Origin of the sequence: Streptomyces sp. V4I2 (genome assembly GCF_030817655.1) — a bacterium.
Taxonomy (GTDB): domain Bacteria; phylum Actinomycetota; class Actinomycetes; order Streptomycetales; family Streptomycetaceae; genus Streptomyces; species Streptomyces plumbiresistens.
Genome location: NZ_JAUSZM010000003.1, coordinates 41,464 through 56,483 on the forward strand (window position 1 = coordinate 41,464; position 15,020 = coordinate 56,483).

A 15,020-nucleotide genomic window follows, 5' to 3' on the forward strand; every position below is an offset into this window, starting at 1 on the left:
CCAAGCGTCGTGGCAAAGGACATTCGTATGAGTTCTCGTGAACGATCCTTGCTGGCCGTCGGTGTGGCCATGGCGCTCGGGGCGATGACGGCCTGCTCCGACAACGACACGAACACTGCACCGGACAGCCCAAGCAGCGCGCCGTCCAAGGTCGCAAGCAGCAGTGCCCCCGTCGGCGTCCCACCCGGCGCGCAGGTGCTCGGCACGCCTCGGAAGGGGGAGCCGTTCAAGATCACGATTTCCTTCAAGGACACCAGCCAGCAGGACGAATTCCAGATCACCGTCCGTAGCGTGACGTGCGGGAAGCCTTTGGATCCTGCGGTCATCGCGTATGCCGCCGACTCCGTTGGTGCACCCACATCGAGCCCGACGCCGGAAGGCGGGAAGCAGTACTGCGTCGTCGCCATGGAAGCGGTGAACGTCGGGAAGCGAGAGTTGGTCTGGAACGCCGACAACCCGGTCAGCCTCAACGTCGGGGACGTCGCCTACAGCCAGACTCAGAAGGACACCGACATCGCCTCGGACTACGCACAGTATTGGAACAGCAAGGGGCAGATCGGGCCCACGTTCGGCATCAACCCCGGAAGCAAAGGCCCGGTACACGGGATCTTCCAGATCCCGGTTGGCGACCGGCCCACGTCTGTGTGGGTCACGTCCGGCACCGCAATCCAAACCGTTGACGGGGTCGAGCCCGGCTATCTGGTTGAACTGTGACTCGCGGACTGAGGGCAGGCAGGCACCAGCACGGAGATCTACGATGACGCAGGCCGACAGCTCACGAGCAACTGCATCGCGCATCGGATGCAGTTGCCCGGGGTCCCGACACGTCCTCCACCTCCGCTTCGAGATCCCGGCCGTTCACGACGCGGAACTCCCCGAGCGGCTGCGTCGGCTGATGGAGAACATCACGCCGCGGGTGCAGATGATCGAGCCGGACATGGCTGTGCTCGATCTCGTCGGCGCGATTCCGTACTTCAAGCGCGACGCCCGAGGGCTGACCGAACTCGTTCAGTTGCGTGTGCTCGCCTACTTCGGCCTGCGCAGTTCGGCAGGTACGGCGCCGAACCGGCTGCTCGCGGCGATGGCCTGCGCGCTCACCCCGCCCGGGCGGCGCACTGTTATCGACGACTCCCCCGAGGCGATCACAGCGTTCCTGCGGCCCCGTCCGGTCGGGGAGGTGCCAGGCGTGGGCGCAAAGGCGGCCGCGACACTCGCCGAGTACGGCTTGCGCACCGTCGGCGACGTCGCCGACGTCCCTCAGCTCACCCTGCAGCGCCTCCTCGGCGCCCGAGCCGGCCGCGCCCTCCACGAGCGCGCCCTCGGGCGCGACACCACCATCGTGGACCCCACCCCGACGCCGGCGAGCATCCACGCCGAGCACCGCTTCGACCGCGCCGAACTCGACCCCGCCCAGCACCGGCGCGCCCTGCTCGCCCTCGCCGACGACCTCGGCGCCCGCCTCCGCGCCTCCGGCCAGATCGCGACGGGTCTGACCTGCACCGTCCGCTACGCCGACCTGAGCGACACCCGCCGCAGCCGCACCCTGCCCGAAGGCACCCAGCACACGGTGCTCCTGGCCCGGGCCGCGTACACGGTCTACGAATCCCTCGGGCTCCAGCGCGCCCGGGTCCGCAGCATCGCGCTACGTGCCGACGCTCTCCGTCCCGGCGACGATGCCACCCGGCAACTCACCCTCGACCAGGGCGACGACAAGCCGCTGGCGATCGAAGCGGTCACCGACCGCGCCCGCGCCCGGTACGGGCACAACGTGCTCTACCCCGCCGCCCTCGCCATCAGCGCTCACCCACAGCAGGCCCCGCATCGTTCCCAGACTGTGCGAGGACGCTGACCACGAGCGCGCGCACGGGACGCACGTCACATCACCTGGTGCACCCGGCCACCCAATTGTCTTCCCGCCCGCGCCTTGCTTGGGCCCTCACGCGCCTCGGCCCTCAGTAGCAGCCCTCGGCGATTCGGCCACCGCCCGGCCGATCGCCGCCCCGGACGCCCCAAGGGTCGATGCATTGCGCACCAACGGTGCGCGGCGCGCTGATGCGGATTCCACTCCGACTCAAACACGTGTGTTCGAACCGGCCCTGCTCGTCGTTGACGCAACGACGCCACATCGTTCGCTACCTGCCATGAGAAGGAGGGGAGTTGACCTCAACCGACTCCACGGCACCGCCCCCGCCGGCACCCGCCGAGATCACCTACGAGGGCCACTACTCCGTGAACCCGCTCGCTGAAGCCTCTTTCGGCAAGCTCTGCAGGCAGATTCCCTCCGTCCTCATGCGGATCGCCAAACTGGCCTGGGGCATCGACCCGCGGGCCGTTGTACTGCTGCTGATCTGCCCCGTCGGCACTGGCGTGGCCGCAGCCGTGATGCTCACCGCCACCGCCCGCGCCATGGAATCCGTCCTCGGTGACGGCAGCGTGGACGATCGGCTGCACCACGCCCTTCCATCCCTGCTCGTCGTGGCCGGGGCCGCCGCTCTGGCCCGCATCACGCAGGCACTGGCCACCTACGGAGAGCGGCGAATCACGCCCCAGCTCACCACGGCCACCGATACCGCGCTGGTTGAGGCCGTGTGCCGAGTCGAGGCCGCGGCCTACTCCGAGGACGGATTCGCCGACCGCCAGGAGGCGGCGGAGATGGGGGTGATCCGCACGCACGTCATGGTCAGCGACGCCCAGCGGTTCCTGTCAGCTCTCGTCAAGATGGTCACCGCGTGTGGCGTCTTGTCCGTGCTGAACCCGGTGATGCTGCCGCTGCTCCTGCTGGCCGTTCTCCCAGCCGGCGCCGGCGCGATTCTCACCGCGCGGGTCGACTACGACATCCACTACGCGAACGTCGCCGACCGCAACGTCCGCGGCATGATGCGCTGGTGGGCCACTACGCCCAAGCACGGTGATGAGGTCCGCGCCAACAGCATGATCGACTACCTGCTGTTCTGGTACCGGTCCTTGTCAGAGCGCGTCGACCGGCGCACTCTCGCCGCAGCCCCGCGAACGCTGCGCATCTCCTTGGTGAGCTCGCTCGTCGGCGGCATCTTCCTCCTCGTCACCTGGACCATGCTCGCGTGGCTGGCCACCACCGGCCGGATCGCCCTGGCCATCGCCGCCACCGCAGTCGTCGCCGTCCAGACCACCCTTGCCGCCCTGTCCCAGGTCGTCATCAACGGAGCCGCCCTGTTCAACACCAGCCTGTACCTCGGCGACATGCAGGCCTTCTTCGACGACGCAGCGAAGCGCGCCCCCAAGCGGGGCACGCTCGCCCTGCAAGCCCCGGTGGAGGAAATCCGGCTCGATGAGGTCACTTACCAGTTCCCGGGGAAGGAGAAGCCGGCCGTGGACCGGCTGTCGTTGACCCTGCGGCGCGGCGAGATCCTGGCAATCGTCGGTATCAACGGCGCCGGCAAGACGACACTGACCAAGCTGATCACGGGCATCTTCCTGCCGGACAAGGGCAGCGTGACCTGGAACGGGCTGGATCTCGCCTCCGTCCCCCCGGCCACGGTGTGGAACTGCACCGGCCTGGTGCCGCAGATCTTCGCCCAGTGGCCGCTGCGGGTCCGCGAGAACGTCACCCTGGGACAGCCCCGCACGGCCGACGACGGGCCCGTGTGGGAGGCAGTCGACGCTGTCGGCATGCGCGAGGCCGTTGAGGACCTGCCGCACGGCCTGGACACGCTACTGGCCCGCGAGATGTTCGGCGGATCCGAACTGTCCGGCGGGCAGTGGCAGCGCCTGGCCTGCTCCAGGGCCTTGTATCGCCGGCCTGAGCTGCTGATCCTCGACGAGCCCACCTCGCAGATGGATCCGCGTGGGGAGCACGGCATCCTGGAGGCAATCAAGGCCATCGCCCGCGATCGCATCACGGTGATCATCACGCACCGGCTGGAGAACACGAAGGTCGCTGACCACGTCGTTGTTATGGAACAGGGCCGTATCACTGAGCGAGGCAGCTACGACGATCTTGTCCACGCGCGCGGGACCTTCGCGCAGCTCCTCGAACTCTCCCAGGACCGATAATGGAACAGCGCTGCACGGCTCTCAATGGGCTCCCGGCTTGAGACCGGCGGCACCGAGCTGGACTGACCCCAATCTCGGGTGACCCTTCCGCCCGGAGACTGAGCGCCGGACGTGCTTCAACGGGCCGGGCGGGCACCGGACTTGAGCAGGGACGCCCTGGTGCTGGCCGCACCGTGCCTGCGAGACCGTACGGCCGTGCTGCGCACGCCGGTCCCCGGTCGCCTCATCCCCGTGGCGAACGGGGACCGTCTACTTCTTGCGGACGTCCGCCCGGAACTGGCCAGTCACCCGCTGGGGGACGGCGACCGCCGAGCGCACCACCCGGGATCCCGGACCAGCCCGGGGTGCGGCTGCGGATGTACACCGATCTGCGACAGGGCCTCGAGGAGGCCTCCCCGCCGGAGCCGGAGCCGACGGCCACGTAGAAAGGCGTGGTCCGTCACCACGGGGGAAGCGACGAACCAGGTCTGAGTAGCCGACGCGGACCCACATCGCCGACCGGTCGTATTCCTGGCAGGGCGCGCCGTCGACCAGGAGGTTCGGCAGCTTGTTCTCCTTGAGGAAGACCTTGCCGTCCTCGAACGACGCATGGCCGACCAAGCGGGCCCATCCGGATGGGCCCGCCGGTGGATCAGTGGTGGGTCTCCCACCACAGGATGATCAGAGTCACGGCGCCGCTGCCGAGCTTGTACGCGGCGCCCTGCAGGAACTCGCCCGGAACATTGCGTCCCTGTTGGCCGATCCATTTCCGCAGGTGATGGATGGTTTCAGCGCGTCGCCTGACCCAGCGGGACGGGTGCTTGGGCGGACGTTTCGCGTTACTCTCCTCCATACGGAGTTCCTCTCGTTGATAGGCGTGCTGGAACACCGCGCAAGGAGCCCTCCCAACTCAGAGGCCTAGGAACCTGTTGGGACTGCAGGGCTCCTTCTGCGCGTTTTCGGAAGTCTAGCGACGGCCACATCGCAAACGCCGGAGTACCAAACGGGGTTGGTACGACGGCTGGTGATGAGTGGCGCTGAATGGTGACGCCGCAGCTACTCCCGAGACGTTTGGGAGGCCCTTACCAGGTACTTCGTTGTTGCCGTGTGATCCTGACCACGGTCGGGTGATCGCCGATCATCGTTCCTCGTTCCCGGCGGGGTGTCCCAAGCCCCGCAGACCGCGGTCCCGGTGTCACCGGCGGGTGAAGTCGTGGAGCAGGTCGGCGAGGCGCCGGTCGGGGCGCTGCACGATGATGCAGGAGCCGGTCTTCGTGGTGGCCAGGCGGTCGACCTCCATCTCCAGGCCTCCGGTGGGGGCGCCGGCGAGGCTGGTGCCGGTTCTGCGGACGTACGTCGCGACGGCTTCCAGGCTGGCGAGGAAGGCGTGGTCGGGGGCTTCGGAGTCGAGGACGTCGTCGGTGACCTCGTGCAGCCAGTGCTGTGCCTCGCGGGTCTCTCCGAGGGCGAGGTGGTGCAGGTGCAGGCAGTAGGCGGCGGCCCGGTGGCCGGCCCCGGCGGCGAGCTGCCACCAGAACTGGGCGCTTTCGGGGTGGTCGGTCAGGTGGAGCAGGCAGGCGAAGACGAGGGCGCCGTCGACGTCGAGCTGGTCGGCGGTCACTGCGTCGGGTTCCTGGGCGAGGCGGTCGACGTGGTCGGCGGCGTCGGGTTTGTTGAGGATCCACCGGCACACGACGGACAGCCGCTGCCCGGCCTGGGCGGCGCGCACGGTGTCCGGGTGCGGCCTGGCCGCAACGGCCGCGTCGTTGGCCAGGCGGCGCAGGGCGGCGCCCACGTCGAAGGCCTCTCGCGGCGTGGTGGGGATGCGGGCGTCGGCCAGGAGGGTGTCAATGGCGGTCACAGTGCTGCCCCCTTGGTGTTCTTGTGGTTCTTGCCGCCGACCGCGGGCAGGTCCAGCCGGATGCGCAGGCGTTCCTTGCCCTTGCGGCCGTGGTAGTCGACGGTGCGGGTGTCCAGTCCCATGTAGCGGGCGATGCGCTTGGTGGGGTAGCCGAGCAGGTGGCGCAGGACGATCACGGTGAACTGGCGGGTGGGCAGCTCCAGGATCGCCTCGTACAGGCCGCCGGCACTGCTGTTGAGCTCCAGCTGGCTGCGGACCGCCGCGAGGTTGTGCGCTATCGGGCCGTTGATGAGGAACGCCGGCGGGCGGCCGTCCTCCTCGAGGCGGCGGGTGACGCCCCGGTGCAGGACGGCGAGGGTCTGCTGTTCGAGGTCGCCCTGCTGCAGCAGCCCGTCCCAGCCCCCGAGGATCTCCAAAAACACCTGGTGGACGACCTGTTCGGCGGTGCGCCGGCTGCCGAGGTGGATCTCCGCGAAGTCGTGGAAGAACTCCTGGTGCCCCAGGTAGAAGCCCTCGAAGTCGAGCGGCAGATCGGGAGGGGCCTGGACGCGCTGGCCGCGGCCGCCGTCCTGAGGCGATACGTCAGTGCCGACGTCGCCGTTGCCCATGCAGTCCTCCAGGGGGTGTACCGGTCCTCTCCGTTGAGGCCGGTGGGTCCGGACGCGGGCCAACTCACCCGCGTGAGCGCCCAGTTGTGTCGGGCCCTCACGCACCACCCTGTCGATTTCGCGGGCCTGAAACTCATGCGACCCTCGAAAATCGTGACTCTGCGATCTTCTCCATAAACGGAATGTGAGGACGACGCGGGCTCGCATGTTCGAGGACGGCTTGTGAGCTGCGGGAAACCGGAGACCGTTCGAAGTTCATGTTTCAAGAATCGTCGGCATCGTGGCATAGGTCACATCACCATCATCGCTGCGTGGACATCCCGTGAAGCGCAACCGTCACAGGTGGCCGTGTGCGCGCAGAACCGATCTGCCGTCACCCGTTCGAGGGGGGGGTGTTATGGGTGATCGAGGCGGCGTCGGTCCACGGGCTGGGTGCTGCAGACCCCGGTGTGCGCAGGACCTTCTCCAGGTCCTCGGCCCCGCCGATGTCTCCGGCGGCCCCGAAAGCGGCGCCGACCGGCCGACCACGACCCTCGGCTGACCGCTAGCGCAGTTCCTGTCCCGCCGCCCAGCCCGGAGCGTCGAGGTTGATGGGCGAGTCGCCGACGAATTGGGCGAGCTGCGTTTCCAGCTCGGCGAGTTCGGCGGCACCCAGACGCACTTCCCAGCGGGCCCGCACCTCGTCGAAGATCGCCGTGCTCTCGGTGATCAGCCCGATCCCGTGATCGGTGATCCGGATGTTCTTGCGGCGGATGTCGGCGGGGTCGGTCTCGGTGGTGACGTACCCGCGTTCGACGAGCGCGGCGATCGTCTTCGCCGCGGCCTGCTTGGTGATGGCGAGTCTGCGGGCCAAGTCCGAGGCGCTGTCGGCGCCGACTCGGATGGCCCGGATCGCGTACTCGTGCGACGGCCGGGCGTCGGGGTATCCCCGGGTCGCCAGCTCCCGGACCACTTCGTCCACCAGATTGCGATAACTGCCCAGGAGCAGCAGGGCGAGATCGGCGCCGGATCGTGAGGACATGACCACAGTCTAGATCTTCCCTTGACCTGGACAACCAGGTTGACCAACGCTAAAGTCAACCTGGTTGTCTATCTTGGGAGTCACCGCATGACCAGCTCTTTCGTGACCGCCTCGCCCGCCGTGGCGGGCGTCACGCACCACACCGCCGAGGTCAACGGCACCACGTTGCACTACGTCTCGGCGGGCGACACCGGCTCCCCGATCCTGCTGGTGCACGGGTGGCCGGAGTCCTGGTGGGCCTTCCGCGACGTCATCCCGCTGCTCGCCGCCACCCACCGGGTGTTCGCCGTCGACCTGCGCGGCTTCGGCGACTCCGGCATCGCCGACGGCGACCACGACTTGGCCACCATGGCGGAGGACCTGCACCGGCTGGTCGCCCACCTCGGCGTCGGGCCCGTGCACGTGACCTGCCAGGACATCAGCGGCGGGCCGCTCTTCGCGTTCGCGGCCACGCACCCCGGCGACGTCCTCAGCTTCACCGGCGTCGAGACCACCCTTCCGGGATACGGCTGGGAGATGCTGGCCGACGTGAGGAACGGCGGCTCCTGGCACGTGGGATTCCTGGCCGCCCCGGGAATTCCGGAGCTGTTCCTGGCCGGCCGCGAGCGAGTGATGCTCGACTGGGCCGTCTCGGTGATGACGATGGTGCCGGGCGGGGTCACCGAGGCCGACCTCGACGAGTTCGCCCGCACCTACGCGCGGCCGGGCGGCTGGCGCGGCACCGAGGGGCTCTACCGTTCCTCCCTGACCGGCGGCGACCGGATGCGGGCACTGGCCGAGTCGCGGCCGCTGACCGTTCCCGTGCTCGCCGTCGACGGCATCAACGCCCCCTTCACCGAGCGGACGATGCGCCAGGTCGCCGGCGACGTCACCGCGGTCACGATCCCGGACGTCGGGCATTTCGTCGCGCAGGAGGCGCCCGCCGCCTTCGCCACCGCGGTCGGCGACTTCGTCGACCGCGTCGACCGGAGCCGCTGAACGGCCGAGTCCCTGCACCGCCACCCTCCGTGCCCTCTCCGGCCTGCCGCTGACGCGGCCTCGAGCCGGGGCAGCGCCGTTGCCTCCCGGATTCGTGCTGCCGAGGTGGGCACCCTCCCCGGCGTCAGCACCTTCGCCGTCGGCCTGGAAGGCGACTTCGACGCGGTGACCGCAGGACTGACCACCGACTGGAACTCCGGCCCCGTCGAAGGGGCAGTAAGCCGGATCAAAATGCTGAAGCGGCAAATGTTCGGCCGTGCCGGATTCCAAACTCCTTCGCCTCCGGGGCGTCCCGATATCGGCCCCGGATTGGGGGCAGGGGCGCGCGAAGGAGGAGACCAGCACCTGATTCCGCTTCGTTCTGAGGGTTCGGTGGCCGCTATCGCACCCGAGCGTCTCGGGGCGGACGCCGGCTGTCCCCGCTCGCGCGTCCTGTGCGGGTCACCCGGTGCTGTGCCAGGAGCGCAGGCGGTCGGCGATGTCGTAGACGGTGAGCCGCAGCGCGCGGATGTCGGTGATCAGGTCCCGCCACGGCTCGATTGAGTCGTCGACCTCCTCCCCGGAGGCTCGGATGTACGCCACCGCCACGCCATACGCGAAGTACGCGTTGCGGGCCGGCAACGGGCGCAGCAGGACCAGCTGCTCAAGTAGGGCGGCAGCCCGCCAGTAGGCGTCGGGCTCGCCCATGTCCAGTTGTGGTGTGTTCACCCGGTGCCGAGCGACGGCGGCCACCAGCCCGGAGTAGTCTCGGACCCCGAGTGCCTTGCCGAGTAGTTCCTCTTGTCGGTCAAGGAGCCAGCGGATGTCGATATGCAGGTCCAAGGGTCAGGCCGCCCGCCCCGCGGTGTTTCGCCGGGTTGGGGCGTCGTCAGGGAAGGCCTCGTCGAATGCCTCGGCCAGGCCGGGTCGGGCGATGATCTCGCGGAACACGGCCGTCGCCTTGCTCAGCTTGATCTGGTTCTCTTCCTCTATGGCCAGCTCGGCCAGGTAGGCGCGCACGCTCTGTCCGCGGGCTGCGGCGACTGCGGCGAACCGGTCCCTGGTCTCGGAGTCGACCTTTACGGTGGTGTCAGCCATATCCCGAGTATGCACCCATGGGTACCTTCGCGAATACCGGTCACGGGACTGCGCCACTATTCGGTCAGTGCCCCTTGTCGAGCTTCTCGGGCGTCAGGTCGCCGCGCCCCCGCCGAACACGCGGACGGTGGCAATAGTGGCCGAACTCCAACTCGGCTGGTCTACCTCGATCTCCACCATCACCTCCGGCTTGACCGGCCAGAAGCGCACCGGGGCCGCGCCGGGCAGCCCGCCCACCGTGCCCGGCAGCTCGCGCATCTCCTCACCGGACGCATGCAAGAGCGACGCCACGGCCAGGCGGACCTGCTGGGTGAGCGGCAGACTCACACCAACCGCCCGCATCCGTCCGCCCGTGGGCCGCCCCAGCACCAGAGCCTGCGCCACCGGCGTCGTATCGGTCACCCCAATGATCACGGCCTCGGTTGTGTGGCGCTGCCGCAGCGCACGGCCCAGAGGCGTGAGCGCGGTTGGCAGGACCTGGACGAACACCAGCGGTGGGGCACCAGGCTGCCGGAGACGGATCCGCACGCCTCCGCCACGATTGCGCGGGTGGTCATCGCGGACGTACGGGCGCGTGGGGCGGTGTCCGGACGAGCTGACCGCGTGGGACGTCAGCGCGGGGGATCACGGGGACCTGTGGGTGCCGGGTATCGGGGTGCAGGTCCACCCCTCGCGCGGCGAGCACTACTGAACGCGCCCGCAGGCGCCACCGGACACGCATCGGGAGACGGCGACGACCACCCGCAGGGCCCGTGGCACCGGAGCCGCGCCGGCCCAGCGTCGGTCGAGCTCGGTCGGGTGAATCCGGCGTCTGCGGAGAACCTCGCCGTGCTCGAAGACGTACTGACAGACATGGACCCGATCCAAGAAACGCATCTGTTCGAACCCGGTCTGCTCGTTGTCGATGTCGCCGGCCTGGACGACGACGCCGTGTTCGCCTTCCAAGAGACGATCGCCCGAACCTGGGGAACCTCGATCGCCGACCGCACCACCCGGGATGTTGGCCAGCCCGGCGTGCGGCTGCGTTTGTACGTCGATCTTCGGCAGGTCCTCGCCCAGACCTCTTCGCCGGAGCGGGTGCTGGCCGCCGGCACGCAATGACGCCTGGTCCGCACCACGCGGGTTGGTCTGCGGGTGAAGCGGTTTTGACAATCCAGCGAATCACCGAACCGATTCCCTCCCGACATGTGATCGATTGATTACGCTGCGTGTCCCGGCCATCGCGAGCCCTGGGGGCACCTGTGACACAGATCCGGATTGCCACGTTCAACGTGGAAAACTTCGACGAGACCGCGCCAACCGCGCGTCCGTCCCTGGCTGACCGCATCACGCTCATGAAACCGCAGATCAGGCGACTGCGCGCTGACGTCGCCTGCTTCCAGGAAGTCCACGGCCAGGAGCGCCCCGGCCAGCCTCGTGCGCTGCTGGCGCTCCAGGAGCTGCTCGCGGGAACCAACCTCGACGGGGCCGCCCTGATCAGCACCAAGCCCGCGAACGACGCGGTGTTCGACGTGCGCAACCTGGTCATCGCCACGCACCTGCCGGTCATCAAGCACCAGCAGCTGAAGAACAAGCTGGTCGCCGAGCCCCGCTACCAGCGGCTCACCGCCGCACCCCCCGACCCGGAGCCCGTCCCGATCGGCATCGAGCGGCCCATCCTGCACGCACAGATCGACATCGACCACGCCGAACCTGGGCGCCTGCTGCACGTCATCACCGTGCACCTGAAGTCCAAGATTCCCAGCGAGATCCCCGGCCAGGTGATCGACCCCAAGAGGGGCATCTGGCGCACCGCCGACGCCTGGGCCGAAGGCAGCTTCCTGTCGTCCATGAAGCGCATGAGCCAGGCCCTGGAAGTCAGGCGCCTCATCGACCAGATCCTCGACGACGATCCGGACGCGCGCATCATCGTCGCCGGCGACTTCAACGCCGAGCCCACCGAAGTCCCGGTCCTGGCGATCTGCGGCAATGTCGAGGACACCAACAACGGCGACCTCGCCACCCGGGTCCTGGTCCCCATCGAGCACACCATCCCCCGCGAGGCCCGCTACACCCTTTTCCACCACGGCCGCGGCCAGATGCTCGACCACATGCTCGTGACCCGCAACCTCCTGGCCCACTACCGGGGCTCAGAGATCCACAACGAAGTCCTCCACGACGACTCCCTCGCCTTCGCCACGGACGACAAGTTCCCTGAGTCCGACCACGCCCCTGTCGTCGCCACCTTCGACTTCGACTGACCTCGCCGGTCGCCGGTCGCCAACCCAGTCCGCGCGTGCCGGATCGTTCGTCGATGCCGAGAGCGTGATGCACGGCCTTGCGGGCGAGATCCACCGGACCCTCAACGCTACGGCTCGGGCTCTGGGCCAAGCCGCCGCAGGCAGCACCAAGATGATGCGGCAGCGGTGTCGGCCGCGCGGGCAGGCAACGCGGCCCGCTGGATGGAGTATCGCCGGTCGCCGCCCCGCGGCCCGGGACCTAGCGTCGTGATCAAAGCCTCATGATCGCGGAAGGAGCGCTGCCGCCATGCCCATCCTTGGATATCACTACAGCCCTGACTGGAACCAGGAGCTCTACCAGGCGACCATCGACCGGGTCATCCCGGACCCCAACGACCTTCCGAGTGGGCTGATCGCTCACTACGCAGCACCCCTGGAGGGAGGTGGCTGGCAGGTTGTCGACGTCTGGGAGTCTGCAGAACAGCACGACCGCTTCCTTCAAGAGCGAGTGGTCCCTGCCGCCCAGGAACTCGGTGCGCCTCCTTTCGAGACCAAGTTGACCGAGCTCTACAACTCGCTGGTCGCTTAGCGGCGCACTCAACCCCTGTGTGTCGTTCGCGGCAGGCCTGTACGTAGCGCTGTTCAGGCCCGGTTCGAGCCTTGGGCGAGCGGGTCGAACCCCGAAACCGAGCGCGGCGACGCGCTCGCAACTTCGCAGGCCAGCCCGGCTGTTCGGACGCGCGGAACTGGCCTGACGCCCCTGCGGTGATGTTCAGACCGGGGCACCGGAGCCGCGCCGGCCCGCCGGCGGTCGAACTCGGTCGGGTGAATCCGGCACCCGAAGAGAACCTCCGCCGTGCACGAACCCGTTCTGACAGGCGTGGACCCGATCCAGGAAACGCATGTGTCCGAACCCGGCCTGCTCGTCATCGATGTGGCCGCCCGGGACGATGAGACCGTGTTCGCCTTCCGGGACGTCATCGCACAGATGTGGGCGACATCGACCGACGACCGCACGACTCGGGACCCGGGCCGGCCCGGCGTACGGCTCCGCGTGTATGCCGATCTCCGGCAGGCTCTCCCCCGGCCCGACACGGCCGAAGGTGAGTCCCTCGGCACGCCGTGAGGCCTGGGTCCGGATGCCGGAGTGCGCTGCCGCTCATAGCCTGGACTGTAGGATCTCGCTGCTCGCGGCAGGCTGCGGCTTCTTGACCTGCTGATTCTGTGGCTGTCTCACCGCTTGTCTGAGGGTTTCTGTCTCACCGTCGTTTCACTTCTTCTGACGGTCCGCTGGGCCCGCCGTGCCCCGGATCGATAGTCATCAGTGGAAGCTTCCTACCGGGGATGGAGCCGGAAGGCACCGTTCCGAGGCGCGTGGCCCCCATGGCCCGGTAGAACGGTTCAGCGTAGGGATCAGCCCCGATCTCCAACCGCGTGAATCCCTGAGCTCGCGCGACGGCGAGTGCGTGCTCAAAGAGGAGACGTCCGACGCCGCCGCCGATAGCCGGCGGATCCACGAACAGCATGCCCAGCTCCCCGTCTGGCGGGTCGCCCTGGACGGTGACGAACCCGATGACCTGCCCCTGATGTTCCGCCACCGCGGTTCGCCGCTGTTCGACTTCTTCTGGCTGAAGAGTCAGCTCTTCTCGGCATCTGGCGAGAAAGTCCTCGTCATATCCCCAGTGGCCTTTCGAACGAAGAGCCAGCTCACTAAGAGCGGTTGCTTCCTCCGGACGGGCCGCCCTGATCCGCATCGAACGCCACCCCTCGTTGGTGATCACCTGACCTTGAGAATCCTCACCCACCCCGACAACACCGTCTACCGGGTTCAGAAGTGGGTCCTGAAGATCTTGCAGGCCGCGTCGGCCACTTGCCTGCCGAGGGGGGCAGCTGCATAGGCCGACCGTGTCCAGCGCGGGCGATGGACGACCGGTTGGTGCTGAAGGTGCGCATCACCTTCTGGGGGCCGGCGGCACGTGGTGTGGTTCCTTCCGTGCCGCGCAGCGCCCTCGTGATGTCAGGCGGCGCGCTTTACGTGGCGGACCAGCCACATCAGCAGGGCGTCCAGGTCGGCGGCGGCCGAGAGGACCCGGTCGACCGCTTCGGGGGTGTGCAGCCACTCCTCGCAGCCGAGGGGACGGGCGGCGATCAGCGAACGGTGGCACAGCAGTTCCGTACGGGGGTGGTCCGTCGGATAGCCGCGCGGGGGGCGTTTCATCACGTCCCCGGAGATGTCGTAGCCCTTCTTCCGCACGTCCTCGACGATGGCGGACAGTTCGCGGCCGCTCCCCTCGGAGGCCACGGCTTTGCGGAACATGTCCACCTGGCCGGGATCGGGGTACCACCAGGCGCCCTGGATCCGCAGGCCGTCCAGGTCGAACCGGAGACCGATCTCGATCTTGCGGCCGAGCCGGATCACGGCGCCCTGGTGCTGCCACCACCAGGAGTCGGTGCGGTAGTGCCAGACGGAGAAGTCCTCGTACCGTGGGTCGGTGTCCGCGACCTCGTTGAGCAGGGCGATCATCGGTTGCCGGACCATGCGTTCGCGGTCCGCGCGGTAGCGCTCGCGGGTCGCGTGGGTCGGTTCGCCCTGGAGCTGCCACAACACGTCCATGGCCTGCTCCGGCCAGCCGGTGAACTGTCCGCGCATGCGCGGAGGATAGCTCACCCATGATCCGCGCGCGGAGAGTGAGACGGGCAGGGAGACGTAGCCCCAGACATGGTGGGAGGTGTTGCGGCGGGGCTCGCCGGCCAGCTCGATGTGCCGTGCGCGGTGGGCGAGTTCGTCGAGGAACACGGAGAGCGCAGTCGATATGAAGCGGGTGGTGAGATTGTGCAGCCGGACGTGAGATCCCACACTGGTGTGGGATCTCAGAACGCTCGTCACATGCCGACGCTGTGGCCTGCCACTCTCTGTTCCTTCTCACGCCGATGGCTATGGTGCCGTCTCAGGAGCGTGGCCATTTCCTGTGTCTGCTAACGATCATCCATGGGGCTGTGTGGACGTCTGACTGCTCATGTTCATAGCCATCCATGCCGCGCGCAACAGACTGGCGGCCTCAACCGACTTGTTTGGGCGTCCCTCCTCTCCCCGGCTCTCGTCGAGGTCACAGGGTCCGCTCGCCGTCCGAAGGCACAGCCCTGATCCGTGTCCTGCACGGTGTGGCGCAGAGTCGGCCGTCCAATGAGCATTCCGCGCTGGTTTTCAACTGAGCAGGCAGCCACTCCGCCTGGTCCTGTCACAG

General features: G+C 68.3%; 17 protein-coding genes. 8 read left to right on the forward strand and 9 right to left on the reverse strand.

Annotated elements, in window-relative coordinates; translation table 11 throughout:
• The first annotated feature begins 27 nt into the window (after window positions 1–27).
• The 3 genes from QFZ76_RS00910 (at window position 28) to QFZ76_RS00920 (ending at window position 4,032) form a co-directional block, all read left to right on the forward strand.
• Window positions 28–714, forward strand: a complete 687-nt coding sequence (locus QFZ76_RS00910; RefSeq protein WP_307671875.1) for a hypothetical protein — start codon at window positions 28–30, stop codon at window positions 712–714.
• Between the two features lie 43 nt (window positions 715–757).
• Window positions 758–1,849 (forward strand): hypothetical protein, encoded by a 1,092-nt coding sequence (locus QFZ76_RS00915; protein ID WP_307671876.1) that lies wholly within the window; start codon window positions 758–760, stop codon window positions 1,847–1,849.
• Window positions 1,850–2,157: 308 nt separating this feature from the next.
• A complete protein-coding gene (locus tag QFZ76_RS00920; protein WP_307671877.1) occupies window positions 2,158–4,032 on the forward strand; it encodes an ABC transporter ATP-binding protein in 1,875 nt (624 codons plus the stop codon).
• A gap of 631 nt (window positions 4,033–4,663) precedes the next feature.
• Here QFZ76_RS00920 and QFZ76_RS00925 read toward each other — a convergent pair.
• From QFZ76_RS00925 to QFZ76_RS00940, 4 genes are all read right to left on the reverse strand, one after another.
• A complete protein-coding gene (locus tag QFZ76_RS00925; protein ID WP_307671878.1) occupies window positions 4,664–4,864 on the reverse strand; it encodes a hypothetical protein in 201 nt (66 codons plus the stop codon).
• Window positions 4,865–5,206: 342 nt separating this feature from the next.
• The gene (locus tag QFZ76_RS00930; protein WP_307671879.1) at window positions 5,207–5,872 is read right to left on the reverse strand and encodes a hypothetical protein; all 666 of its coding nucleotides are present in this window, start codon (window positions 5,870–5,872) and stop codon (window positions 5,207–5,209) included.
• A complete protein-coding gene (locus QFZ76_RS00935) occupies window positions 5,869–6,480 on the reverse strand; it encodes a sigma-70 family RNA polymerase sigma factor (RefSeq protein WP_307671880.1) in 612 nt (203 codons plus the stop codon). Before QFZ76_RS00935 ends, QFZ76_RS00930 begins: the two co-directional genes overlap by 4 nt.
• Before the next feature lie 544 nt (window positions 6,481–7,024).
• Window positions 7,025–7,501, reverse strand: a complete 477-nt coding sequence (locus QFZ76_RS00940) for a MarR family winged helix-turn-helix transcriptional regulator (RefSeq protein WP_307671881.1) — start codon at window positions 7,499–7,501, stop codon at window positions 7,025–7,027.
• Window positions 7,502–7,588: 87 nt separating this feature from the next.
• Here QFZ76_RS00940 and QFZ76_RS00945 point away from each other — a divergent pair, with 87 nt between their 5' ends.
• Window positions 7,589–8,479: an alpha/beta fold hydrolase gene (locus QFZ76_RS00945; protein WP_307671882.1), complete on the forward strand. Its 891-nt coding sequence runs from the start codon at window positions 7,589–7,591 to the stop codon at window positions 8,477–8,479.
• Window positions 8,480–8,920: 441 nt separating this feature from the next.
• Here the strand turns inward: QFZ76_RS00945 and QFZ76_RS00950 are convergent, their stop codons facing one another.
• The 3 genes from QFZ76_RS00950 to QFZ76_RS00960 form a co-directional block, all read right to left on the reverse strand.
• Window positions 8,921–9,301 (reverse strand): toxin Doc, encoded by a 381-nt coding sequence (locus tag QFZ76_RS00950; RefSeq protein WP_307671883.1) that lies wholly within the window; start codon window positions 9,299–9,301, stop codon window positions 8,921–8,923.
• Between the two features lie 3 nt (window positions 9,302–9,304).
• Complete coding sequence (locus QFZ76_RS00955; protein ID WP_307671884.1) at window positions 9,305–9,556, reverse strand: antitoxin MazE7; 252 nt, start codon at window positions 9,554–9,556, stop codon at window positions 9,305–9,307.
• Between the two features lie 93 nt (window positions 9,557–9,649).
• The gene (locus QFZ76_RS00960; protein ID WP_307671885.1) at window positions 9,650–10,045 is read right to left on the reverse strand and encodes a hypothetical protein; all 396 of its coding nucleotides are present in this window, start codon (window positions 10,043–10,045) and stop codon (window positions 9,650–9,652) included.
• 339 nt (window positions 10,046–10,384) lie between these two features.
• Here QFZ76_RS00960 and QFZ76_RS00965 point away from each other — a divergent pair, with 339 nt between their 5' ends.
• From QFZ76_RS00965 to QFZ76_RS00980, 4 genes are all read left to right on the forward strand, one after another.
• Complete coding sequence (locus tag QFZ76_RS00965) at window positions 10,385–10,657, forward strand: DUF6207 family protein (protein WP_307671886.1); 273 nt, start codon at window positions 10,385–10,387, stop codon at window positions 10,655–10,657.
• A 170-nt stretch (window positions 10,658–10,827) separates the two neighbouring features.
• Entirely contained in the window at window positions 10,828–11,796 is a 969-nt protein-coding gene (locus tag QFZ76_RS00970; protein ID WP_307671887.1) for an endonuclease/exonuclease/phosphatase family protein, read from the forward strand.
• Between the two features lie 286 nt (window positions 11,797–12,082).
• On the forward strand, window positions 12,083–12,364 hold the full coding sequence (locus QFZ76_RS00975) for a hypothetical protein (protein WP_307671888.1): 282 nt from the start codon (window positions 12,083–12,085) through the stop codon (window positions 12,362–12,364).
• A 291-nt stretch (window positions 12,365–12,655) separates the two neighbouring features.
• On the forward strand, window positions 12,656–12,901 hold the full coding sequence (locus QFZ76_RS00980; RefSeq protein WP_307679886.1) for a DUF6207 family protein: 246 nt from the start codon (window positions 12,656–12,658) through the stop codon (window positions 12,899–12,901).
• A 133-nt stretch (window positions 12,902–13,034) separates the two neighbouring features.
• Here the strand turns inward: QFZ76_RS00980 and QFZ76_RS00985 are convergent, their stop codons facing one another.
• Both QFZ76_RS00985 and QFZ76_RS00990 read right to left on the reverse strand, forming a co-directional pair.
• A complete protein-coding gene (locus QFZ76_RS00985; protein ID WP_307679887.1) occupies window positions 13,035–13,529 on the reverse strand; it encodes a GNAT family N-acetyltransferase in 495 nt (164 codons plus the stop codon).
• Window positions 13,530–13,792: 263 nt separating this feature from the next.
• Window positions 13,793–14,632 (reverse strand): DUF2461 family protein, encoded by an 840-nt coding sequence (locus tag QFZ76_RS00990; protein WP_307671889.1) that lies wholly within the window; start codon window positions 14,630–14,632, stop codon window positions 13,793–13,795.
• Window positions 14,633–15,020: the final 388 nt, after the last annotated feature.